Raw genomic sequence first — 26176 nt, 5'->3', positions numbered from 1 at the left:
GTACAACATAGTATTTACATGTATAGGAGGAATTAAATATGCCCTTTGATAAAGTTATATTATATATAATGGCTGTAGGGGTGCTTTTAGGAGCATTAGATAGGATAATTGGAAATAAATTTGGTCTTGGTGAACAATTCGAAGAAGGTTTTAATTCAATGGGTCCACTAGCTTTAGGGATGGTTGGTATAGTTTGTTTAGCTCCAGTTATCTCAAATGTATTAGGACCAGTAATAATACCAATATTCAATTTATGTGGAGCAGACCCATCTATGTTTGCAACCATATTAGCAAATGATATGGGAGGATATCCATTAGCGATGGAACTTGCACACAATAAAGAAGCAGGGATGCTTGCAGGATTAGTTGTATCATCAATGCTTGGGTGTACACTTGTATTTTCAATCCCAGTAGGATTAGGCCTTATAGAGTATGAAGACAGACCATTTTTTGCAAAAGGGTTATTAATAGGATTAATAACAATACCTTTTGGGGGGATTGTAGGAGGAATGATAGCAGGATTTAATTTATCAATGGTGATTATAAATATGGTGCCAGTAATAATATTAGCAGTAATATTAGCAATAGGTCTGAAAGTAAATTCAACACTTATGATAAATGGGTCTTTAGTTTTTGGAAAAATTATATCTATATTGATAACAATAGGATTAGGTGCAGCAGCATTTCAAGAAATAACAGGGGTAGTACTTATAAAAGGAATGACACCTATAAGAGAGGGTATTCAAGTAATTGGAAGTATTGCAATAGTATTATTGGGTACTTTTCCTATACTACATTTATTAGTTAAAGTTTTAAATAAACCACTTACAGCAATAGGTGGAAAATTAGGTATGGATGCAACAAGTGCAGCTGGATTAGTTTTCACTTTAGCTAATAGTATTCCAGTGTATAAAATGATGAAAGACATGAGCCCAAAGGGAAAAGTAGTAAATACAGCATGGTTAGTTTGTGCAACAGCAGCACTAGGTGATCACCTAGGATTTACAGCAGGAGTAGTGCCAGAGATGATTACACCTGTTGTAATTGGAAAGTTAGTTGGTGGAGTATTGGCGATTGCACTTGCTATGGTAATGACAAAAGATTTAACAGCAGAAGAAGAGCAAAGTAGTAAAATGAAAAAAGAGGTTGTATAAAAGAATTAATGTTAAAGTAAGCGTTAAGCTAAATTAAAAAATAGAGTTAAGTTAAAAAAATAAGGTAAATAAAAAAAGACATAGTGACATAGTAAAGACACTGTATAGTTTAGGTATAAATGGAGCTAAATAAATAATTATTTGGCTCCTTAACTTTAATCAATGATATTTTATAAGGAACTAAAAAGCAATCATATAAGCTAATTATCAGCTATGACTAAAGGTATTCCTTTTTGAGAAAATTCTATAATTATGTCGTGGTCTATACTAGCAGATGTAATAATAGTATCTATATGCTCTATAGGAGCAACAGAAGCAAATGAATTTATTCCAAACTTAGGTGGCTCAACAACTACTATTGACTTTCTAGACCTTTCAATCATTTTTTTTCGAACAAGTGATTCTTCTAAGTGATAGTCAGAAATACCATTTTCAAGTGTAATACCTCCAGCACCTAAAATTGCCTTATCAACATTAAATTGTTCAATGGCTGCTAATGTAAGTGGTCCAGAAAAAGAACCTTCAGTTTCTCTAAGATATCCACCAAGTACATATACTTTTATATTAGTATTCATAAGTTCATTTGCAACCAAAATTGAGTTAGTTATTACAGTTAAGTTTTTTTTGTCTTTTAAACTTTTTGCAACTTCAAGAACAGTAGTTCCAGTATCCATAAAAATAGTGTCATTTGTATTTATAAATTCACTACATTTAAGAGCAATTTGTTTTTTATCATTTGAATTTATTTTTTTTCTTTTAATATAGTTAAGTTCTACGCTACTTGCTATAACTGGTATAGCACCACCATAAACTCTTTTTAAAAGTCCAATACTTTCCATATGTGCTAGGTCTCTTCGTGCTGTTTCTATTGATATATCAAACATTTGGACTATGTCATTTATTTTAATTATATTATCTGATTCGAGAATACTTAAAATCTTCTCATATCTTTCCTGTGGTAACATGGAAAATCCTCCTTGGATTAATATTATTTTAGTTTTAAGCATAACTTATGATGAATTAAGGATTTATGTCTATATGTTAATGTGTGTATATTTAGTAAATAATATTATAAGCGTTATGCAAGATAATTTTACCATATTTCAAACTTACATTTAAGTAAAAAAGTGAAAATAGATATTTAATGACTTAAAATACCTTAAATTTCATAAATTAATTGACTAAAATATAATTTTATTATATAATTTAATTGCATAGAAATAAGGAGAAGTACTCAAGTGGCTCAAGAGGATCCCCTGCTAAGGGATTAGGCTGGGTAACCGGTGCGAGGGTTCGAATCCCTCCTTCTCCGCCAATTATCAAAGGCTATCCTTGTTGAAGGTAGTCTTTTTTGTAATGTCTATTAATAAAAACAACCTAGCAGACATAATTAAAGAAAGGAGGTAATATATGACAACTTTAATTTTCTTTATAGTGGGAATAGCATCTTTAGTGGTTGCTTTCGTTATTGATGGGGGACACATTGGAGCCTTATTTGTATTTTCATCAGCACTTGTTGTTTTTGGTGGAACTATAGGGGCTGTTGGTGCTTCAACACCATTTCCTGTATTCAAAAAGTCCATAAAGATAATGTTGTTAGCTTTTAAAAATAAAAAGCCTAACAATATAGAAAACATAGTTTATTTCAAAGAAATTGCAATCAAGGCCAGAAAAGAAGGTCTTCTTAGTATTGATAAAGAAATAAGCGAAAATGATGAATTGGACCCATTTATTAGAAAAGGTCTTGAACTTATGGTAGACGGCGTTGATGCAGCTACAATAAGAAATATATTAGAATCTCAAATACAAATAACATCAAAAAGACATAAAGAAGGAATAGCAATATTCGATTCAGCAGGAGGGTATGCACCTACACTGGGAATCATAGGTACAGTTATGGGATTAGTACATATTTTAGGAAATCTTTCGAGTAATCCAGATGCACTTGGACCTCAGATATCTGTAGCGTTTTTGGCTACTTTATACGGTGTTGGTTCAGCCAATTTAATTTGGTTACCAATAGCATCAAAGCTTAAAGCTATAAATCAGCAAGAAACTAATGAAAGACTTTTAGTGATAGAAGCGATACTATCTATACTTGAGGGAGATAATTCTAATTTAATGACAGAAAAATTAAAGATATTTTTAAATTCAAAAGAATTAATTGAACTTGGAGAAGCTGATGGTAGAATTGAATAATATAAAAGGATGGAATATTTATGTTACATGATGAAGACGAAAAAGAAGAAAATAATGAGCGATGGCTTTTAACTTATTCAGACCTCATAACATTACTTATGATTTTCTTTGTCATAATGTATTCTATGAGTAATGTTGATGCAGAGAAATATAAACAATTATCTCAATCTCTAAGTTCTGCATTTGGTGGTTCATCTGGAGTTATTGAAGGTGGACAAAATAAAATAGAACCAGTAGTTGACCAAAACAATAATAATCTAGATAGTTTACAAAATCCTGAGTTTAAAGAAGTTGGTGAAAATATTCAAAAGTATTTAAATGAAAGTGGATTGGCAAATTCGGTATCATTAAAAGCTCAAGATAGAGGACTAGTAATAAGCCTTAAAGATACTATATTATTTGATACTGGAAAAGCTGTTATAATAAATGATTCTAGAGATAAGATTATTCAAATAGGTAAGATGTTAAATGAAATGAATAGTTATATAAGAGTAGAAGGTCATACAGATAACCTATCTATAAAAAATTCTGAATTTAAATCTAATTGGGATTTATCAGTTATGAGAGCAACCAATGTTGTCCAACTTCTTATTGATAGTGCAGGTATTGCACCAAATAAGTTGTCTGCTGTAGGATATGGTGAATTTAGACCAATAGCTGACAATTCATCTCCAGATGGCAAATCAAAAAACAGAAGAGTTGATATAGTCTTGGTTGATAGTAAGTTCGATGATGTAGAAAATGTTGGAGAAAATAAATAGTTAAATAAGCTATCTCAATACAGAGTTATTTCTAATAAGGGATAGCTTTTTTATGCGAAAATTAAAAATAGATGATTAGTAAGTTACCTTTTTGTGATAATATATGGTATCTTAAATATATAATATTTAAATTATGAAAGGACTCAATTTTAAAATTGATATCAAAGGTGAGTAAATAAATGGGTAATAAGAATAAAAACACAAAATATAAAGATAAAACAAGGGCAAGGTATAATAAAAAGGTTGAAACTTTAAATAAAGAGAAGTTAAAAGAATCTAATAAACAACATAAAAAAGAAGATAAGATTACTACTATTATTAATAAATCTAGTATTGTATTATGTGTTCTTTTAGTAATATTTTCTTTACTTTATCTGTTTAAGTTAGTTCAGCTTAATATAATAATGACACTTTTAGTAATTACAGTGGCTATTCAACAAGGTTTGGTATCATTTGGTGCATTTAGAGAGAAGAATTATGCTAAAGGTATATTTTCAATATTTGTAATCATTTGTTTTCTAGTTGCTTTTAAATATACTGTTAGTCCTATTTAAATATATCAGTAAATATTTTATAATTAATATAAGTAATTAAGTTACGGTTTTAATGCTATAATAAATTTTATACATTTGAAGGAGTCGATTTTATGAATAGGAGTGGATTTGTAAAATTAATTATCACATCAATGATTATTTTATTACTTACAGGGTGTGATTTGAAAAAGGAAGAGAGTTATAAACTAGATCCAGAAAATCCGACATCAATAGAAATTTGGCATTATTATAATGGACAGCAAAAAATGGCGTTTGATAAGCTAGTTAAGGAATTTAATGACACTGTAGGTGCTGAAAAAGGAATTATTGTTGAAGCGTTTAGTCAGGGAAATGTAGTTGATTTATCTGAAAAGGTGCTGGATTCTGCTAATAAAAAGGTTGGTTCTGAAGATGTTCCAAATATTTTTGCAGCGTACTCAGATACTGCATATGAAATGGATAAATTAAAACTACTAGTAGATATTGATAAGTACATAAGTAAGGATGAATTAAATGAGTATATAGAAGAATATGTAGATGAAGGTAGACTAAATTCTGATAACGAACTTAAGCTTTTTCCGATTGCAAAGTCTACTGAGATTTTGATGTTAAATAAGACAGATTGGGATAAGTTTGCCAAAGCAACAAATTCAAATATAAATGATATACAAACAATTGAAGGATTAGTAGAGACATCAAAGAAATACTATGAATGGACAGATAGTTTAACAAAAGAGTCTAATGATGGTAAAGCATTTTTTGGAAGAGATGCTCTAGCAAATTATATTATTATAGGAAGTAAGCAGTTAGGAGTAGAAATTTTTTCAGTTAAAGATGGAAAAGTTACATTGAATCTTGATGAAAAGGTTATGAAAAAATTATGGGATAATTTTTATGTCCCATATATAAATGGATATTTTGCATCTTATGGTAAGTTCCGTTCTGATGATGCAAAAACAGGAGATATACTAGCTCTTGTTGGCTCTAGTTCAGGAGCATCATATTTTCCAGATGAAGTAATGTTAAATGATAATGAGAGTTATAAAATTGAGACATCTGTCTTTCAAGCTCCACGTTTTAAAGATAAAGAAAAATATGCTGTACAACAAGGGGCAGGAATGGCTGTAACAAAATCTACTAAAGAAGAAGAGTATGCATCAGTAGAATTTTTAAAATGGTTTACAGATAAAGAGTCTAATGTAAAATTCTCTATTGCTTCTGGATATCTACCAGTAAAGAAAAAAACAAATAATTTGGATGTTATAAAGGATGTTATGAATAAAGACGATTTAAAGGTATCAAGTAAAGTGGAAAGTTCAATTGTTTCATCTATTGAACAGATTAATAGTTGTAAGTTGTACACTAATAAAGCATTTGATGGTGGGACAAAAGCCAGACAAATCCTTGAGTATTCAATGATTGATAAAGCTAAAGAAGATTTAAATAAAATAAATGAATTAATAAAAAATGGAACCTCTAAAGAGAATGCAGTAGCACAATTTAATAATAATGAAAATTTTTCAGCATGGTTTTTAAATTTTAAGACTGAGCTTGAAAATGCTGTAAAAGAGTAGGTGAATTGGCAACGTGTACCAAAATGCACAAAGGTATGGGTGGAATAAATATGGAAAATAATCTAAAAAAGAATAACTCAATAATGAAAAAGATGATATTTCCTCTAATTATTGTTATGCTAATTCAAACAAGTTTATTTTGTGCCACAATTTTATGGGGAGGAACTATTAAAAGACTAAATGATAATTCATTTGATATTTTAAATGAAAGAGTAATTAATCGTAAAAATTATATACAAAATGAGATGTTACAAAGATGGTCAAAGACAAGCGAGACAGAACTAGCTATTAACTCATCTGTAAAAAAGGTTTTAGATGAAAATAATGTCTCAATTAAAGATGTGGGTATAAACGAAGAAATTAATAAAGAAATTATAAAAAATATATCAAAAGATTTAATATATCTTTTGAGAAAAAATTCTGTTACAGGTTCTTTCATAATTTTAAATAACAAAGATATTGAATATGATTCAATAAATAGTAAAGATGAAATAAGTAAGACAGGATTGTATATAAGAGACCTAGACCCTAAATTTAACCCAAATGATAATTCTGATTTGCTAATTGAAAGAGGCTCCTCAGAGATAGCAAGAAGTTTTGGAATATCTATGGATAGTTATTGGGCTCCAAAGTTTTCCTTTAAAAGTGAAAATGAGGAAAAAGGAGATAATTTCTTTTATAAACCATTTAGAGCTGCAATTGATAATCCAAATACATCAAGTTCTAATTTAGGATACTGGGGAAGTCAGTTCTTATTAACAAATGAAGGCGATAGAGTTATAACATATTCAGTTCCTCTTATTTATGAAGATGGAACTGTATATGGAGTACTTGGAATAGATTTAGGTATAAATTATTTAAGAGAGTTGCTTCCATATGGGGAGATAAATGAAAATAAAAAAGGTAATTATATTTTAGGCGTAGATAGAAATGATGATTTGGCATTTGAAAATGTTGTTTCGAATGGTTATACATTTAAAGACAAATTTTGGGATGGTTTACATTCGAACCTTGAGCAAAAAGAATCTTATAAAAATGTATATAAAGTTAAAAATGAAGATGATGGTAAAATTAAAGAAAGTACTTATGCTAGTGTACAATATTTAGATTTATACAATTCCAATACTCCATTTGAAAATGAGCGTTGGGCTCTTTTGGGAATTATTGAAGAAAAAAGTTTATTGTGTTTTTCAAAAAGAGTGGAAACCTTGGTAATAGTGTCTGTTGCAGTTTCCTTAGTGATAGGGCTTATAGGTATTTATATTGCTTCGAGATTGTTTACAAAACCAATTGTTCTTTTGGTTAATAAAGTTAGAAATAGTAATCCATCAAAACCAGTAAATCTTGATAAAATAAACATATCTGAAATAGATGAATTATCTTCAGCCATAGAGCTACTTAGTGCAAATGTTGCAGATTCCTCATCAAAATTATCACAAATTATTGAAATTGCAGATATGCCAATTGGAGCTTTTGAATTATATAAAAATGGAGATAATGTTTTTTGTACAAAAGGATTTTTTAGTATATTTACTACGGATGATGAATTTCAAGAATATGGATATATATCAAAAAGTAAATTTATAAAAAAAATGAATGAAATGGATACATATTTACAGAAAAATTATAAGACAGAAAATATATACATATATAAATTTGAATCTAAAGATAAAACTTCTAAGTGGATAAGATTAAATATTGTTGAAGATGACTTAAAGATATTAGGTGTTGTTGTTGATGTTACAAAAGAGTTTATTGAGAAAATGAAAATTGAGTATGAAAGAGATTTCGATATTTTAACAAATCTTCTAAATAGGAGAGCTTTTTATTCACAAGTACGAGAAAAATTTGAAAATAAAGAAGAGACTAAAATAGCTGCATTTATAATGTGGGATTTAGATAATTTAAAATATATTAATGATACCTATGGTCATGATGCTGGTGATGAATATATTAGATGTGCAGCAGATATACTTAAAAAGTTTATATCATGGAATGGTATAGTTTCTAGACTTTCAGGGGATGAATTTTATGTATTCATATATGGGTATGAAAGTAAAGATAGCATAAGAACTATTATTAACTCTGTTAAGACACAGATGAATAATACTTTATTAAAGCTTCATGATGGGACAGAATTTAAAATAAGAGCATCAGCAGGAATTTCTTGGTATCCTAGCGATTCAACTAACTATGATGAACTAATGAAATATGCAGATTTTGCTATGTATCAAATTAAAAATACAATTAAAGGTGAAGTAAGTGAATTTGATGTCAATATATATAATAAAGATTCATTCTTGTTGCATAATAGAGAAGAGTTAAATAAATTAATTGATGGTCAATTGGTTGAATATGCATTTCAGCCTATTGTGGATTGTAAAGGTGAAGTATTTGCATATGAAGCACTTATGAGACCCAAAATGGAAACTTTTAGTTCTCCAATGGATGTTATTAGATTGGCTCGTTCACAGTCTAAGTTATATCAAATCGAACGTATCACATGGTTCAAAGCACTTAAATCTTTTAAGAGATATAGGGAACAGTTTGGAGTGTGTAAATTGTTCTTAAACTCTATACCAAATAATAATTTATCAAAAGTTGATTTTGAAGAAATAGAAGATTTATATGGTAATTATCTAAATAGGGTAGTGCTAGAAATAACAGAGAATGATAAGATTAGTGAAGATTTTATTGACAAAAAGAAAGTGTATATAAATCAGTGGAATATAGAAATTGCTTTAGATGATTTTGGAACAGGTTACAATGGCGATGCTGTACTACTGTACATAATGCCAAATTATGTGAAGATTGATATGTCTATTGTAAGAGGTATTGACAAAGATGAAGATAGAAGAAAAATACTAAAAAACCTTATTTCATATTCTAAAGAAAGAAATATTAAAGTTATAGCAGAAGGTGTAGAAACCAAAAGTGAAATGGAAGCATTAGTAGCTATTGGAATAGATTATATTCAAGGATATTACATTGGTAAACCAGAATTTGTTCCTCAAGATATAAGTGATAAAATTAAACAGGAACTCAAGATATGTTATGAAAATAGAGATGATATAGTTTAATAGAAGAAAAATTAAATGTATTTTTAGGATACTTTTAGTTTATAATTAAAAAAGAAAATAGGATGATTATAAATTAAGGTGGTGGATGTAATAATCACAACAAATATAGATATAAGACAGTTAAATGAAAATCAACTAGAAGCAGTTGAACATATAGATGGGCCTTGCATGATACTTGCAGGGCCTGGTTCAGGTAAGACTAGGGTAATTACATATAGAATAGCTAATATGGTAGTAAACAAAAATATAGCACCAGCAAGAATATTGGCGATAAGTTTTACCAAAGCATCCTCAGTAGAAATGAAAAATAGAGCATTGAGTTTAAGTGATGATATAAGACTCAATAAGGTAACATATGGCACTTTTCATTCTGTGTTTTTTAAGATTTTGAGGTATTTTGAAAGGTACAATTTAGATAGCATATTTGATGAAAAGTCAAAGAGGATAACAATAAAGGCAATATTAAAAAGTCTAAATATAGAAAATGCAGATGATGATGAAAATATAGGTCAAGTTATAAATGAAATATCTTATGTAAAAAATGAACTTATGGATAAGAATGAATTTAACTCAGAAGTGTTGACAAAAGATGAGTTTTTAAAAGTATATAATTTATATGAAGAGCAAAAATCAAAAGTTAATAAGATTGATTTTGATGATATGCTTATAAAGACTTATTATTTGCTTTTGAATAATAAATCAGCCTTAGAAATGGTTAGGAATGTATATAAATATATATTGATAGATGAATTCCAAGATATAAATAAAGTGCAATTTGAGGTTTTAAAGTTAATTTGTAATCCACTAAACAACATATTTGCGGTTGGAGACGAAGACCAAAGTATATATGGTTTTAGAGGAGCTAGACCAGATTTTTTGCTTGAATTTGAAAAATATTTTAATAATACTAAAAAAATAGTGCTGGATGTAAATTATAGGTCTAAAAGTGAAATAGTAAATACTGCAAACAGGCTTATAGAAAAAAATAGAAATAGATATGAAAAAGTTATTAAATGTAGTCAAGGTAAGGGAGGCATTGTGAGTTATATTTCTCCATATGATTCAGAGGAAGAAGCTTTACATATTGCCAAGGAAATAATTGACGAAATAAAAAAGGATTATGTAGAGTATTCAGATTTTGCAGTAATTTATAGAACTAATATACAGTCAAGAGCCTTAGTAGATGTATTTATGGATATGAGAATTCCATTTGTAGTAAAAGATTCAGTAATTACAATATATGACCATTGGGCAAGTCAGGATATACTAGCATATTTAAGAATAGGTATTAATCCAAAATCAAATAAAGATTGGTTAAGAATTATAAATAAGCCATTTAGATATATATCTAAAGATAATGTAAATATGGTTAAAGATGAAAAAGATTTTGTAACAGCACTAATAAACAAATGTAACCTTCATCCCAAACAAGTCAAAACAATAACAGATTTGGAGATAGACTTGAGCTATTTGAATACTTTAAATCCTAAAAATGCAATATCTTATATTAGAACTAGTCTTGATTATGATAGATATGTCTTGGATTACTGTAGCAATAGAAAGATAAAGACTAATGGGCTTGTAGAGATATTAAACGAACTTGAGAGCTCTGCTACAAATTTCAATACAGTGACAGAGTTTTTAGACCATATTGAGAGAGTAAAGATTGAGTTAATGGAAAATAACAAGAATAAACAGACTGATGGTGTTATATTTACAACTATGCATAGTGCAAAAGGATTAGAATTTAGGAATGTCTATATTATAGGTGCAAATGAAGGAACAATACCTCATGAAAAATCATATGATATTTGTAAGGAAGAAAAAAAAGAGGAACAATTAGAAGAAGAAAGAAGACTTATGTATGTAGCTATTACAAGAGCTGAAGAAAAACTATGTATAAGTTCTACTTTAAATAAATATGGTAAAAAAGTTGATAAATCATTGTTTATCAATGATATAAAATCTCCAACTAAAAAAGAAATTGATAGTATTGGTGTTGGTGATAAGGTATACCATAAAAAATTTCACGAAGGCGAAATAATCAAAAAAGATGGAAACATGTTTACGATAAAGTTTAAAGATAGAGAGCGAACTTTAGATTTGAAAACTTGTTTATTGAAGAATATAATCCATATTATTTAACTTAGTATATAAAATTTAATAAATATAAGATATATTATTTATAAGTATTTAAGCAATGAAAATGAAAAAGAAAAATATTATTTATAAGTATTTAAATAATGGAAATAAAAAGAAAAATATTATTTATAAGCATTTAAGAAATAGAAACAAATAAGAAGTATATTATTTGTAATTACCTAAAGAACAGAAATAAATAAGAAATACATTATTTATAAATATATGGATAATATCAACAAGCATGTAATACAATATCTAAATTTTAGAAAATAAAATTATTAAAAAAATAAAAAACTTATTGACAAAAATATTAGAAGGAAGTACAATTGTATTAACAATTTAAGGAAACAAATCCAGTGATAGAGAAAGTAGCATATATGGATTTACAGCGAGTTAGGGGTTGGTGTAAGCCTAGCAATGAAGTCTATGTGAAGAGAGCTCTGGAGGAAATTATCAGAAGTTTTAGTTAGTATGATAATTGGTTTGCCCGCCTTAAGGGATTGAGAGGATAAGTACTTACTTATCAAAAAGAGTGGTAACGCGGATATAATTCGTCTCTTAGCTGTAAAGCTAAGGGACTTTTTTGATTTTAAAATTAAAATATCCCTGTAGCTATAAAGGCTAAAATTCACAAATTTTGAAGGTTGTATAAGTATTTATCAATAAGAGTGGTAACGCGGTAAAGTCGTCTCTTAGTCATTAAAGACTGAGGGACTTTTTTTGTAACTCGAAACATTAAAGTATTAAAAATTTGAGGGAAAATTATAATTAAAAGAGAGGGGTAGTTAAAATGAAAGTATTTAAAAAATTATTAAGTTTAGGATTAGTATTAGGATTAACATTATCGCTAGTAGGATGTAGTGGTGGAGAAGAAAAAACAAAATTAGAGCAAATAAAAGAAAGTGGAAAATTAGTTGTTGGTACTAGTGCAGAATTCCCACCATTTGAATTTCATAAAGTAGTAGATGGTAAAGATTCAATAAAAGGATTCGATGTAATGTTGGCTGAAGAATTTGCAAAGGAACTTGGTGTAAAGGTTGAAATTAAAGATATGTCATTTGATGGATTAATAGGTGCTTTAAATGCAGACCAAGTTGATATGGTTCTTGCAGGGATGTCTCCAACACCAGAAAGAGAAAAGAGTGTTGATTTCTCAGAATTATATTATTTAAGTAGAAATGCAGTTATAGTTAAAGATGCAGATATAGACAAAGTAAAAACTGAAGACGATTTGAAAAAACTTAGAGTAGGGGTACAGGCAGGAAGCATTCAAGAAGAATATGTAGTTAACACTCTAAAAATGACAACTACAAAATCTTTAAAAGCAGTACCTGACCTAATCACAGAATTAAAAAATGGAAATATAGATGCAGTTGTTGTTAATGAAGCAGTTTCTTTAATAAATGTTAAAAAATATGATGGAATAAAAATGGCAAATACTGAAGTTGGTAAAGATGTAACAGAAGGTATGGCAGCAGCAATTAAAAAAGCTGATAACAACAAAGACTTTATAGAATTATTAAATAAAAAAATAAAAGAATTACAAGATGGTAAAAAAATAGAAGAATTTTTAAATGAAGCATCTACTGAAGCTGCTTCAAATTAGTAAGAAAGTTATGTGGGAGATGAAATTATGAGTTTAGATTTTAGTTTTTTAAGTAGATTTGGGACTTCTTTTTTGGAAGGAACAGGTGTGACAGTAGGAATTTCTCTTGTGGCATTATGCTTTGGATTTGTAATAGGTATAATTATCTGTATGGCAAAAATATCAAAGAGTAAAGTATTAAGAGTAATATCATCAATCTATATTGAGATTTTAAGAGGAACACCATTATTAGTACAGATATATATAGTATGGTTTGGATTACCTCAATTAGGAATAAGATTCCCTATGTTATTTGGTATACCAAGTGAATTTATAGCTAGTGCATTTGCATTGTCAGTAAACTCTGGTGCATATGTGGCAGAGATACTTAGATCAGGTATACAATCAGTTGATAATGGACAAATGGAAGCAAGTAGATCATTAGGATTAAATTACTGGTCAACTATGAGATATATAATAATACCTCAAGCTATAAAAAATATACTACCTTCATTAGCAAATGAGTTTATTACACTTGTAAAAGAATCTTCAATAATATCTGTAATAGGTGTTGTTGAGATAATGCGTACTGCTGATATAGTAAAAAATGCAGCATTCAGAGCATTAGAGCCATTAATAGTAGCAGCAGCAATTTATTTTGTTATAACATTTACTCTATCAAGATTAGTTGGATTATTAGAAAAGAAACTATCTGTGTCTAACTAGATGAGAGCATGTTTAGCATTTAGGGAAAACATAGAATAGTAAAAAGGAAAGTGATAATATGATTACAATAAAAAATTTAAGTAAATCTTTTGGAGATTTAAATGTATTAAAAAATATAGACTTAGAAATCGCTAAAGGCGAAATAATGGTTATAGTAGGTCCAAGTGGCTCTGGTAAAAGTACACTTCTTAGATGTATGAATTTATTAGAAATACCTACAGGTGGAGAGATAATATTTGAAGGAAAAAATTTAGTTGATAAAAAAACTAATATTGATGAAGTTAGACAAAATATAGGTATGGTGTTTCAGAACTTTAATTTATTCCCACATAAGACTATTTTAGATAATATAACATTGGCACCAATTAAATTAAAAAAAATGACTAAGGAAGAAGCAGAAAAAAAAGCAGAAGTTTTATTAAGTAGAGTTGGTCTTTTAGATAAAAAAGATTCATATCCATCACAATTATCTGGAGGGCAAAAGCAAAGAATAGCAATAGCGCGAGCTCTTGCTATGGAACCAGATATGATGTTATTTGATGAGCCAACATCTGCTCTTGACCCAGAAATGGTAAATGAAGTTTTGGATGTTATAAAAGAACTTGCTAAAGAAGGAATGACAATGGCAATTGTAACTCATGAAATGGGATTTGCTAAAGAAGTTGCAGATAGAGTTATCTTTATAGATGGAGGAAGTATTCTTGAGGAGGATTCTCCAGAAGAAGTCTTTGGAAATCCAAAACACGATAGAACAAAATCATTCTTAGCAAAAGTGTTATAATATATAAAAAAAGGATGTATTGATATTAGAAATTCAATACATCCTTTTTTAGTGCTAATTAATATGATTTTTAAAATTAAAATTATACTGACATTAACTTTATCTTAGCTTAATATTATATTTTTGCAGAAAAAAAAGAGCTCGGGGTAAGCTCTTTTTTTCCATCGAATTAGTTTCCGATATTAATTCGATTTTTAATAAATATAAAATATATCCTTATGAAAGGGTATTGGGAATAGATATATTAACTAACTAGGGTTACCAGGGGGATAACCTTAATTTATTATAACAAAATGCGACACAAAAATCAATATTTTTTTTGATATAAATTATAAAAGTTATTTTTATAACAAGTAAGCTTATAAAAATAGACTTTATAGCAAAAATAAGTATATGTATAATATAATATATTTATTTTATATAATATATTATTTTATCATATATTGTATGTTATCACGTATTTTTGTAGGGTATAGTATAAATATATTATATTTTAGCATAAAATTTTGTAGTTAAGTGAAAAAACTAGATTTTTATGAAAGAAGATTCTATAAACTTAAGATTATCTTTTTAATAAAGATTAACAAAAAAAATACTGTAATTAATGGTATAATAATTAGAGTTGAAGATTTTAAATAAAGGCAGGTGTAATTAAGTTGGAAATATACTTAGATAATAGTGCAACTACAAAACCTTATCCAGAAGTTATAGATAAAATGGTATATGCACTTAGTACGGATTATGGAAATCCTTCTTCTGTTCATAGAAAAGGTGTGGAAGTTGAAAAAGGTATAAAAGAAGTAAGACAAATTATAGCTAAATCTCTAGGCGCGAAAGATAAAGAGATTTATTTTACATCAGGTGGAACAGAATGTAATAATACTATAATAAGAGGTATTGCCAATCTAAATAAGAAGAGAAGAAATCATATAATATCTACAAATATAGAACATCCTTCTGTTTTAAACACACTAAAAGATTTAGAAGAAGATGGATTTGAAGTAACTTACTTAGAGGTCGGAAAAGATGGAAAGATAAATATAGAAGATTTGAAAAATGCTATAAAATCAGCTACATGTTTAGTAAGTATGATGCATGTTAACAATGAAATAGGAACTATACAGCCAATAGATGAAGTTGGAAAATATCTGAAGTCTTTAAAAGAGAAGATATATTTCCATGTAGACGCTATTCAATCATATGGAAAAATAAACTTTAGACCATCTAAATACAATATAGATTTTATGAGTGTAAGCGCACATAAATTTCATGGTCCAAAGGGAATTGGATTTATGTATATTAAGGAAAATAATCGCTTAAAGCCTATGCTAACAGGAGGAGGACAAGAAATTGGAATTAGGTCTGGAACAGAAAATGTACCTGGAATATATGGGCTTGGAGAAGCTGTAAATATATTAAGTAAAGATTTAGATGCTGTTATTTTGAAGATAAATAACTTAAAAAACATATTTAGAAATAAAATAGTTGAGAATATAGAAGATATAAAAATTAATTCTCCAGAAGATGGCGTATGTCATATATTAAATGTATCATTTATAGGTACAAAGGGAGAAGTTTTACTTCATTACCTAGAGCAAAAAGGAATTTATGTGTCAACTGGATCTGCATGTTCTTCTAAGAAAAAAGGTAGTCATGTTTTGAATGCTATAGGTCTTACAAATGAAGAAATCAATGGAACAATAAGGTTTAGCCTATCTGATATGAATACAGAAGATGAGATATCTGAAGCTGTGAAAGTATTAAAAGAATCAATTTGTGATTTAAGGTCAATAATGAGAAAGAAATAAAGAATACTGTATAAATAATAAGAAGAAAGTAGTTTAAGAGGTGAAATGGTGTATAATATATTAATAGTAAAGTATGGAGAAATTGGAGTAAAAGGAAAAAATAGATATATATTTGAGAATAGACTTATAAGAAATATAAGAAATATGTTAAAGCCAATTGGCAAATTTAATGTATATAAAGAGTATGGAAGAATATATGTCGATTTAGAAGATTATGATTATGAAGAAGTTATTGAAGAAGTTAGAAAAGTATTTGGTATAGTAGGTGTGTGTCCTGGAGTAAGAGCTAAAAAAGATTATGATACATTAAAAGAAATAGCTTTAAAGATGCTAGAAGAAAAAATAGATGCTGGATATAAAACTTTTAAGGTAGAGTCAAGAAGAGGAGATAAGTCTTTTAGATTAACTTCTCAAGAAATGAGTATGGATATAGGTGGGTACTTATTATCAAAGGTAGGAGATAGAATTGATGTTGATGTAAGAAATCCAGAAGTTAAAATAAAATGTGAATACAGAGAATTTCATACTATGGTTTATAGTGATACTATACCTGGATACGGTGGATTACCACTTGGAACTAATGGTAGAGCGATGTCTCTTTTGTCTGGTGGTATAGATAGTCCAGTAGCAACATGGATGGTCGCAAAAAGGGGTATGGAAGTAGAAGCAGTGCATTTTCACAGCTATCCATTCACAAGTGAAAGGTCACAAGAAAAAGTTAAAGATTTAGCTAAGATATTAGCTAAATATTGTGGTAGAGTAAGGCTTCATAAGGTAAATATACTAGAAATACAAAAAGCAATTGGCGAGAATTGTAATGAAGAAGAAGCGACTATTCTTTCAAGAAGATTTATGATGAGAATAGCACAAAAACTTTCTGAAAAAAGACATTGTGATGCTTTGATTACAGGTGAAAGTATTGGTCAAGTTGCATCTCAAACTATACAAGGGCTTACTTGCACTAATGCTGTTGTAAATTTACCAGTATTTAGACCACTTATAGCTATGGACAAATCAGACATAGTTGATATAGCTAAGAAAATAGGGACTTTTGAAACATCTATAATACCTGAAGAAGATTGCTGTAGCGTATTTTCTCCTAGAAAACCTGTTACTAAACCTAGACTAGAAAAAATAGAAAAATCTGAGTTGTCACTTGATATTGAAAAATTAGTACAGGATGCAATTGACGGAATAGAGGTTGAAGACATAGAATTTTAATATGGAAGTGATTTAGTTATTTGGGGTAGGTGTTATATGTGATTCAAGTATTATATGTTGGTATTGGTGGATTTTTAGGAGCTATATTAAGATATTTAATATCTCTAAAGTTTGTAGGAACTAAATTTCCATTTGGGACTTTGGTGGTCAATATTCTGGGTGGAATTTTAATTGGCTTTGTAATGGAAATGAGTATAAGGACAGATTCTATTTCTAATAATTTAAAATTGTTTTTGACAACTGGTTTAATGGGAGGACTAACTACATTTTCTACTTTTAGCTTCGAAACTGTAAAGTTTTTTGATAGTGGGAATTATATATTATTTGGACTAAACATATTTTTTAATTTGGCATTAAGTATTTTGGGAGTTTTTGTTGGAAGGACTTTATGTAGACACTTTATTACTGTATAGCAGATTAAATTAAACACTATAATTTTATTTAATGGGAATGATTATTATGAATAAAAAGGGTTTTACACTAATTGAATTATTGGTAGTTATATCTATAATAGGAATTTTGGTTATAGTTGCGTTACCAGCGCTTTTTAAAAATATAGAGAAAAGTAAAGCAGTAACATGTCTTTCTAATAGAGAAAATATAAAGACTCAAATTGTTATTGCTGTGGCTGAGGAACCTAGCAAAGATAAAAAAGAAGTTATAAAAGATGTATTAAAAAATACGGATGGTAAGTATTTTGAAACAGAGCCAAAGTGTAAGTCAGGTGGAACATATTCAGCAGAGTTTGATGATGGTTATGATGGAATAACTGGCGAAGAAAGTATTGCAAAAGTTTATGTTACTTGTACAGAACATCCAGATGGTGTTGAGATGGCTAGAGATGTACACCAAAGTATGATGGACTTGATTGCATCATTTGCAGTAGACCCTTCTGTAATACCAGGGACTTCAAAAGGGAATGATGCTTTTAGAAATTATTTACTAAATAATAAATATAAAAATGGTTGGCCTACAATTCCAGATGAATTTAAAAAGAAATATAATTTAAGTAAGGCAACATTATATATACAACCATATGCATATAACCCTACTGAATCTGATGCTACTGTAGTTGTATTTGCAAATGATAAGACTGGAGGTAATTGGTACACATCTTTAGTTTATGATTATGATGAAGGTAGATGGTATAAAGGTAACAATGGTATTTCTGTTGCAGGTAGGTCATGGAATGTTGATTCAGCTGATGGTAAGACTAAATCTGTAAAAACAGAGATTCATACAAAAGCTGGTTGGGGTCCTTTAAATTAATATAGTAAATTTTATCAACTTTACTGGTATTAATCGTTCTATAGAAAAATGATATTTTCTATAGTTGAGTGATACCAGTTTTGTATTTAAGTTTATTTGTGAGGTAGATATATTGATGTTTTGATGTTATAAAAGCTTCACATATAAACTAAAAATAATTATAATAAGAATATAAAGTAGTTTAATTATAAAACTAATTTTCTAAAGATTTTGTATTTAAACTAACAAATACATAAAAAGGGGAATCGATATAATGAATAATTTACAAGATAATCAAACAATAAACTTGATAAAAGAACGTAGAAGTATACGAAAATTTACAACAGAGCAAATTACAGATGAACAATTAGATACATTATTACATTGTGCATTTGCAGCACCTTCAGGGTGTAATAAACAGCCATGGCACATAACTGTTGTACAAGACCAGAAACTTTTAAAAGAGATTAGTGATGATACTCTTTCTAGAATTCATGAAGTTAGTAATGTTGAAATAAATAAAAATTTTAAATTATTTTATGGTGCACCAACTGTTTTATTTATTTCTTATGACGAAGAGAGTTCATGGGCTCCATATGATGTGGGAATACTTACAGGAAACATAACAACAGCTGCACAAGCTTTAGGGCTTGGGAGTTGCATAATAGGAATGGTTAGGGGTCTGTTTACACCTGTTGAGCAAGGGGATATTGTAGGTCTTGTTAGTGTATTGGATGACAATGATGTAAAAGAATCAGATTCAATAAAGATGAAGTTTGATACAAATAAAAAATATAGAGAATTACTAGATATACCAGAAGGATATTCTGTACCATTTGGTATTGCTGTTGGTGTCCCAGAAGGGAATTTACCACAAGCTAGAAATGTAGTTTATAAAGTCTCTAGAGTTTAGAATATCTGAGTAGGAGTAGTTATAATGTCTATATCTGTTAATACAAGAAGTACACATGTAAATCAGAGTAATTATAGCAATGAAAGTAATGACAAGTTAGAAAAGTTTGATGAGCAAATACAGAAGCTAGAAAGTTTTATCACAGATTTGAAAGCTGATAAAAATATGGATTCTAAGATAAAAAATATGAAAATTGAAGCATTACAACAATAAATTAATGATTTGAAAAATCAAAAACAGGAATATGCAAGTCAATTAATCAAAGAGGGTACACTTAAAAAAGAATCTAAACAATCTGATATTAATCAAGAAAATTCTCAATATAAATACGATTATGCAAAAGGATTAACTTACTATACCACAAAGACTTTAGTGTCATCTGATTGTGATATAAAAAATATTTCTAAAACTAATAGTATGAGAATTAGTTTATTTGATGATATTCGTACTAAGAATATGGAAATGAGTAGTCAAACTCGTCATTCACCTACCAAATTTGATTCATTTGAGAGTGGTAAATTAAGTAGCGGTTTAAGCCAGATTAATATGTCTTTTGGAGAACAACTATATGCTAGTACAGATAAAATTAAAGATAATAATAAAAAGCTAGAAGAAATTAAAGTAAATGAAAAGAGTAAGGAAGAAGAAATTTATGAAAATAAACAAGAATCTATTGATGTTATTACTGAAGAACATATAATTATATCAAATGATTCAGTTGATAAGTATAAAAATTCTGTTTTAAATAGTACTGAAAATATTAAAGAGGAAAATGTTAAAAAAGAAAACAAAATATATACAGAAACTGATAAAGTAGAATACATAATGGAAATTGCTAATTTAGAAAACAAACCTCATAGAAGAATTGATACTACTATTTAGATAGATACATTTTTATTTGGATTATGAGATACAGTTATAAAGTTTTATGTAATTGAAAATAGAAGGGACAAGGTTAAAAATAAAAAATTATTTGTTTTAATCTTGTCTTCTATTATTTTATGTTTATAGAATAATAAAATGAGTTTAATTAATTTAAGTATTATGTATAAAGAATATAAAGTCGAAAAAGATAAAAAAATAATAATAATGTTTTGGAAAAAAGTGGTATAAGATTGAAATAAATAAAAAATCATGATACAATAAATGTAAAATAAAGGAAAAAGTGACCCTTAGTTATAAAAGGGTTTTTTTTTATGTAAAAAAAACTATAAGAATATTATAAAAAATGTATATCAAAGCCATTCAAAATTTTTTGCCACTTCTAATAATTGATTATCAGTAAAAGTACAGAACGACTGTTTACAAGATAAAGAAATAATTATAATTTTAATAGCATATATATATAATTTTTTAAAAAAAATGTATATATATGTAAAAAAAACTATTAATCATATAAATAGTGACTTTTTTATAACAAACGGAAACTATAATAACCATAATTAAAATAATTATTTTAATTGAAATAATTATTTTAATTAAAAAATTATTGATACTCTAAACACATATCATACTTATATCACAACTAATTTTTATGAAATTGAAAACAATTAAAGTTAATTACTTTAAGTAATATAAATATATAAAATATCTTACTTTATTGTTTTTTAGGTTGTTTAATTCTACAAAAATAAAATTAAAATATTTAGTCTATAGAGCATTAATATCTTTGTGTAAAAATTAAATATATTTTTTATTTAATAAAAAGGATTTCAAGTGAAAATTAAATAAACTATAAAAACTTCACTTTTAAGATAGACTTCATAATAGATTAATTAGACTTTAAATAAATAGTTTTGATAAAGACTATGCAAAATAAAGTATGAAAAATCTGTTTGAAATAAAAAATATTGGAGGGGGATTTTTAATGAAACACAGATTGAGTAAACTAACATCTGTTTTGGCAACCTTAGCTTTAGTTGTTGGTGTAGGAGTACCATCATATGGACAAACTTTACCAGATAAAGTTAATAATGAAGTACTACAAAATACAGAGCGAAGATATGATATTAATGGAAGATATCAAGTAGATTTTCGTGCAAATATGGGAAATGGATATGTAACATTTTTCTCATTATTTGTCCCATGTGGTGGTAACTCATTAAATGTAAAATATGTATGGGGGACTGACCCAAAAGGAGGTTCTCAAGAAGGGTGGGTATTACAAGTTAATGGGGAAAAAGTTTCAACTATTTATGGAACAAGCTATGGATTTCCTAATGGCATACCATCTGCAGGGATAACAGGAAGTCAAATGACAGGAATTTATTCTTTTGTTACAAATCGAGACATGTCTGGAGTAAATTGGAGCTATACATCACCTAATACAGGTAATGGAAACGCTACAAGAACATCATATGCATCTACTGAGATTTCAAATGCAAAACTTTCTATTAAAGTAAATTATAAAAATAAAGAAACAGGAGCTATAGTTGGGTCATATACAACTCAAGTTCCAGCTAAGTATGGAAATAGCACTGTTACACCTGATACTACACAAATTCCTGCTGGATATAAATTAGATCCGGCAAGTCAATCTAAAGTAGTAAATCTTGTTCAAAATGGAGTTAATCCAAATGTAGTTGATTTTACAGTTATTCCTGATAATGCAGGAGTTCCAGAAGAAGATCGTGTTCTTATAGTTGGATTTAAAGATAAAGATGGAAATAATGTTGGAAGTACTTATATAGAAGAAATTCCAGATATACTAGGCTCACATGATGTAACACCAAACACATCAAAAGTTCCTAATGGTTATAAGCTTGATCCTTCTAATCAAACTCAGACTGTTAATTTACAACCAACAGGTCTTGACAAGAGTATTGTTTATTTTACAGTAAGTCCTGATATTCCACTTGTAAATCGTATAGTTACAGTTAACTTTAAAGATAAAGATAGTGGAGCAATAATTGGAGACCCATATACAGTTACACTACCAGCTGAATATGGAAATCATAGAGTGGAATCTGATTCTACAAAGGTACCAAATGGATATGTACTTAATCCAGATAATCAATTTGAAATGGTAAATCTTAGTACCAGTGGTCTTGTACCAGATAGAGTTTACTTTACAGTAAGTAAGATGCCTTCAGAAGCAGAACGTACTTTAACAATTGGTTTTAAAGATAAATATGGTAATATAGTTGGAGATACATACACAGAGGTTGTTAATGCTGTACTTGGAAGCCATACAATAACTCCAGATTCTACAAAGGTTCCTGCTGGATATAAATTAGACCCAGCAAGTCAGTCTCAGACAGTTACACTTAATTCTTCTGGAATTAATCCAAATACAATTTATTTTACTGTAGCCGAAAAAACTTATAGGGTAGCTTATGTATCAAACTTCCCTTCAGGAGTAGCTGTTTCTGGTTCAGTACCAAGTGATACAACAGAATATAAAAAAGGAGATACTGTGACTGTTTTAGGAAATACTAATGGGCTTGATGCCGATACTTATACATTTGTAGGTTGGAGTACAGTTAGAAATGACCCATCAACAATATTATCAGGAACAATCACTATGGGAGAAAGAAATATCATATTATATGCAGTGTGGCAAAAAAATTAATAATATAAGTTGTTTATTATTGTAATTTATAAGTTAGAATCTTCTTTAATATTTATATAAGAATAAGATTCTAATAGTTATAAGAAATTCTGATATAGATTTTATCAGTATTTCTTTATTTTACAAAATGAAAAAATAAAATTATTTTTTAAACAAATAAGGAGGGTTTTGATGAATCAAAAGTTAAAAAAATTAACTATATGTATACTTACATTTGCTATAATTCCTTTAAATTATTCAAATGTTTTTGCTGAGTATGATTTAAATAAGATATTTAATAAGCAGATTCAAGATAAAAACTTAAGGAGAGTTAATAATATTACAATAACTTATGATGGTAATGGGGCTACTGGAGGAACGATAAATGAAGCTATACTTAGTGGAGGAGCGTTTATTCCTGGACCAGTAATAACAGGTCCAAAAGTATATGACCTTGATGATTTTGATTCTTATTTAGCACTAAGTAGTAACCTTACAAGAGGAAACTATCATACTGATGCTTGGAGTGTCTCAAGGGACCATTTGGCAAGTGGTACTCAACCATATGCAGGTGGAGAAAATATAGTAGCAGTAGGTATAGACAGAGATATAACACTTTACGCCATTTGGATTCCAGACTTTTTACAAGTAAGATATAACGGAAATGGAAATACTTCAGGTAATGTTCCATCAGATTCAAATAAGTATCATCAGAATGATAATTTGCAAATTAAAGAAAATGAAGGTAACCTTAAAAAAACAAATTATAAACTTACAAAGTGGAATACAAAAGCTGATGGCACAGGAAAATCTTATAATTTAGGCTCAAGTTTTGAGGTATTATTAAAAAATTATGACAATTTTAACATAGACCTTTATGCACAATGGGAATATGATTTGCAACTGGATGGTAATGGAGGAACAGGTGCACTTCCAGATTTGCCAAAACCAGGAGAGGCTGACAAATTCCCAGGGTCAGGTGGACTTATCAATGGTGATGAAGAATTCATAGGGTGGAATACAGAAGAAGATGGAAGTGGTACATCTTTTAAAGAAGGAGACCCTATTCCGCCAGATATCTCAGGAGATACAATATATGCACAATGGGGATATAAATTAGATTATAACTTAAATGGAGGAGCAGGAAGTATATCAGAAGAAAAACATAAAAAAGGCGCTGAAGTAACTGTTACAAGCCAGATACCATCTAAAGTTGGATCAATATTTATGGGATGGAATACAAAAAATAATGGTGAAGGGACTTCATACAGAGATGGTGATAAATTTAACCTTACGAAAAATACAACTTTATTTGCACAATGGAAAGAGGAATGTAGAATAACATATGATAAAAATGGAAGTACAGGTACAGCTCCAATAGATAATAATGTATATGGAAAAGGAGATGAAGTTACTGTACTTGGTGATAATGGTTTAGTAGCACCCTCTGGTAGAGGAGGAAATTTTTATTGGAGTACAAAAGCAGATGATACAGGCAGTAGATATAAATCAGGAGAAAAGTTTAACATAAAGGATATAAATACAACCCTTTATGCATTTTGGACAGATAAATACAGAGTTAAATATGAAAATAATGGTGGACAAGGAGATGTACCTGAAGATGAACTGCATGATGGAAATGCAAATACAAGTGTAAAAGCGAATACAGGAAATCTTACAAAAGAAGGATACAAATTTATTGGATGGAATACAAAACCAGATGGTAGTGGAACTCCATATAAAGGTGATGGAAGTGAGATAATTAATGTTGATGATAATATAACACTTTATGCTCAATGGGAAAAGATATCTGATAATTCAGGTGGAGATGATAATTCAGGTGGAAATAGTGGAGGAAGTAGTGGTGGAAGTAGTGGAGGCTCATCTACTAATACAACTAGCCCATCAGAAGAAAATTTGACAGGTGATGATAGATATGAAACTGCTATAAAAATAAGTAAAAGAGGTTTTGAATCAGCTGAAAATGTGATACTAGTAAATAGTACATCAATACCAGATGCCCTATCAGCAACTCCATTTTCATCTACTAAAAATGCACCTATTTTATTAACTGAAAAAAATAAATTAAATACAAATACAGAAGCAGAGATAAAAAGATTAAAAGCAAAAAATATTTATATAATAGGTGGAGAAAATACATTAAGTTCCGATTTAGAAAAAGAATTAAAATTAAAAGGGTTTACTATTGTAAGAATAGGTGGAGTGGATAGATATTCAACTTCTCTAAAACTTGCTAAAGAAATAGATAAAATAGTAGATGTAGAAAAAGTATCTGTAGTCAATGGACACGATGGATTAGCAGATGCAATAAGTGTTGGTGGTATTTCAGCACAAAATAAAACTCCAATAATTCTTACAAATGTAAAAAATGAGATGATATCTATTAAAAAATTTATAGATGAAGAAGAAATATCAAAATCTTATATTATAGGAGGAGAAACTTCTTTGCCAAAATCTATAGAAAAACAATTTCCAAATCCAAAGAGAATAGGTGGAGAAGATAGAAATAAAACAAATTCAAAAGTAATAGAAGAGTTTTATAAGGATAAAGAACTAAGAAATCTTTATGTAACAAAAAATGGGATGTTAAGAGAAAATGATTTAATAGATGCTTTAACAGTAGGTGTTTTAGCAGGTAAAAATAAATCGCCAGTAATGATTGTAGCAAAATCACTTGATGAGTCTCAAAAAACTTTAGTTAAAAGTAAGAAATTTGATAAGATAACTAAGGTAGGAGGAAATGGAAATGAAGATGCATTTAATGAGATAAAAAAATTAGTAAAATAGTATAATCTAAATAAGAATATTTTGTTGATTAAACTACACCAATAGTAATAAATTATAACCCTACTTTTATTTTTATTATAAGTAGGGTTATAA

At 28.6% G+C, this 26176-nt stretch carries 20 protein-coding genes, 1 tRNA gene and 1 other annotated feature; of the genes, 20 read left to right on the top strand and 1 reads right to left on the bottom strand.

The annotated features are described in order from the left end of the window. The first annotated feature begins 38 nt into the window (after positions 1-38). Positions 39-1154, top strand: a complete 1116-nt coding sequence (locus IR151_RS05040) for an ethanolamine utilization protein EutH (protein ID WP_227433430.1) — start codon at positions 39-41, stop codon at positions 1152-1154. A gap of 200 nt (positions 1155-1354) precedes the next feature. Here IR151_RS05040 and IR151_RS05035 read toward each other — a convergent pair whose 3' ends face one another. Continuing rightward, the gene (locus tag IR151_RS05035) at positions 1355-2119 is read right to left on the bottom strand and encodes a DeoR/GlpR family DNA-binding transcription regulator (protein ID WP_227433429.1); all 765 of its coding nucleotides are present in this window, start codon (positions 2117-2119) and stop codon (positions 1355-1357) included. 259 nt (positions 2120-2378) lie between these two features. Between IR151_RS05035 and IR151_RS05030 the strand changes: the two genes are divergently transcribed. From IR151_RS05030 to IR151_RS04935, 19 genes are all read left to right on the top strand, one after another. Further along, positions 2379-2469, top strand: a tRNA-Ser gene (locus IR151_RS05030). 95 nt (positions 2470-2564) lie between these two features. After that, positions 2565-3353, top strand: a complete 789-nt coding sequence (locus IR151_RS05025) for a flagellar motor protein (RefSeq protein WP_227433428.1) — start codon at positions 2565-2567, stop codon at positions 3351-3353. Between the two features lie 20 nt (positions 3354-3373). Beyond that, on the top strand, positions 3374-4114 hold the full coding sequence (locus IR151_RS05020) for a flagellar motor protein MotB (protein WP_227433427.1): 741 nt from the start codon (positions 3374-3376) through the stop codon (positions 4112-4114). Positions 4115-4293: 179 nt separating this feature from the next. Then, positions 4294-4668, top strand: a complete 375-nt coding sequence (locus IR151_RS05015) for a hypothetical protein (RefSeq protein WP_227433426.1) — start codon at positions 4294-4296, stop codon at positions 4666-4668. Between the two features lie 92 nt (positions 4669-4760). Next, positions 4761-6221 carry an extracellular solute-binding protein gene (locus IR151_RS05010; RefSeq protein WP_227433425.1) on the top strand — a complete coding sequence of 487 codons (1461 nt, stop codon included), beginning with the start codon at positions 4761-4763 and terminating at the stop codon, positions 6219-6221. Between the two features lie 50 nt (positions 6222-6271). Next, positions 6272-9301, top strand: a complete 3030-nt coding sequence (locus IR151_RS05005) for an EAL domain-containing protein (protein WP_227433424.1) — start codon at positions 6272-6274, stop codon at positions 9299-9301. A gap of 78 nt (positions 9302-9379) precedes the next feature. Further along, the gene (locus tag IR151_RS05000) at positions 9380-11446 is read left to right on the top strand and encodes an ATP-dependent helicase (RefSeq protein ID WP_227433423.1); all 2067 of its coding nucleotides are present in this window, start codon (positions 9380-9382) and stop codon (positions 11444-11446) included. 344 nt (positions 11447-11790) lie between these two features. Continuing rightward, positions 11791-12005: a binding site (T-box leader), on the top strand. 228 nt (positions 12006-12233) lie between these two features. Further along, the gene (locus IR151_RS04995; RefSeq protein WP_227433422.1) at positions 12234-13049 is read left to right on the top strand and encodes a transporter substrate-binding domain-containing protein; all 816 of its coding nucleotides are present in this window, start codon (positions 12234-12236) and stop codon (positions 13047-13049) included. A 27-nt stretch (positions 13050-13076) separates the two neighbouring features. After that, the gene (locus IR151_RS04990; protein WP_227433421.1) at positions 13077-13754 is read left to right on the top strand and encodes an amino acid ABC transporter permease; all 678 of its coding nucleotides are present in this window, start codon (positions 13077-13079) and stop codon (positions 13752-13754) included. A 58-nt stretch (positions 13755-13812) separates the two neighbouring features. Then, on the top strand, positions 13813-14535 hold the full coding sequence (locus tag IR151_RS04985) for an amino acid ABC transporter ATP-binding protein (RefSeq protein ID WP_227433420.1): 723 nt from the start codon (positions 13813-13815) through the stop codon (positions 14533-14535). Positions 14536-15191: 656 nt separating this feature from the next. Beyond that, positions 15192-16343, top strand: a complete 1152-nt coding sequence (locus IR151_RS04980; protein ID WP_227433419.1) for a cysteine desulfurase family protein — start codon at positions 15192-15194, stop codon at positions 16341-16343. A gap of 45 nt (positions 16344-16388) precedes the next feature. Next, positions 16389-17564 carry a tRNA uracil 4-sulfurtransferase ThiI gene (gene thiI / locus IR151_RS04975; RefSeq protein ID WP_227433418.1) on the top strand — a complete coding sequence of 392 codons (1176 nt, stop codon included), beginning with the start codon at positions 16389-16391 and terminating at the stop codon, positions 17562-17564. A gap of 38 nt (positions 17565-17602) precedes the next feature. After that, positions 17603-17977 (top strand): fluoride efflux transporter CrcB, encoded by a 375-nt coding sequence (crcB, locus tag IR151_RS04970; protein ID WP_227433417.1) that lies wholly within the window; start codon positions 17603-17605, stop codon positions 17975-17977. 46 nt (positions 17978-18023) lie between these two features. Next, positions 18024-18833 carry a prepilin-type N-terminal cleavage/methylation domain-containing protein gene (locus IR151_RS20315; RefSeq protein WP_285894813.1) on the top strand — a complete coding sequence of 270 codons (810 nt, stop codon included), beginning with the start codon at positions 18024-18026 and terminating at the stop codon, positions 18831-18833. A 253-nt stretch (positions 18834-19086) separates the two neighbouring features. Then, complete coding sequence (locus IR151_RS04955) at positions 19087-19725, top strand: nitroreductase (protein ID WP_227433416.1); 639 nt, start codon at positions 19087-19089, stop codon at positions 19723-19725. A gap of 24 nt (positions 19726-19749) precedes the next feature. Continuing rightward, positions 19750-19938, top strand: coding sequence for a hypothetical protein (locus tag IR151_RS04950; protein ID WP_227433415.1), 189 nt, complete (start codon positions 19750-19752; stop codon positions 19936-19938). 9 nt (positions 19939-19947) lie between these two features. Beyond that, entirely contained in the window at positions 19948-20607 is a 660-nt protein-coding gene (locus IR151_RS04945; RefSeq protein ID WP_227433414.1) for a hypothetical protein, read from the top strand. 985 nt (positions 20608-21592) lie between these two features. Beyond that, positions 21593-23296: a hypothetical protein gene (locus IR151_RS04940; protein ID WP_227433413.1), complete on the top strand. Its 1704-nt coding sequence runs from the start codon at positions 21593-21595 to the stop codon at positions 23294-23296. A 171-nt stretch (positions 23297-23467) separates the two neighbouring features. Then, positions 23468-26083 carry a cell wall-binding repeat-containing protein gene (locus IR151_RS04935; protein WP_227433412.1) on the top strand — a complete coding sequence of 872 codons (2616 nt, stop codon included), beginning with the start codon at positions 23468-23470 and terminating at the stop codon, positions 26081-26083. The last annotated feature ends 93 nt before the right edge of the window (positions 26084-26176 follow it).

Source organism: Clostridioides sp. ES-S-0006-03, from assembly GCF_020662275.1.
Taxonomy (GTDB): Bacteria; Bacillota; Clostridia; order Peptostreptococcales; family Peptostreptococcaceae; genus Clostridioides.
Note: the sequence above shows the minus strand (reverse complement) of the source record. Positions and strands in the feature narration are given on the sequence as shown.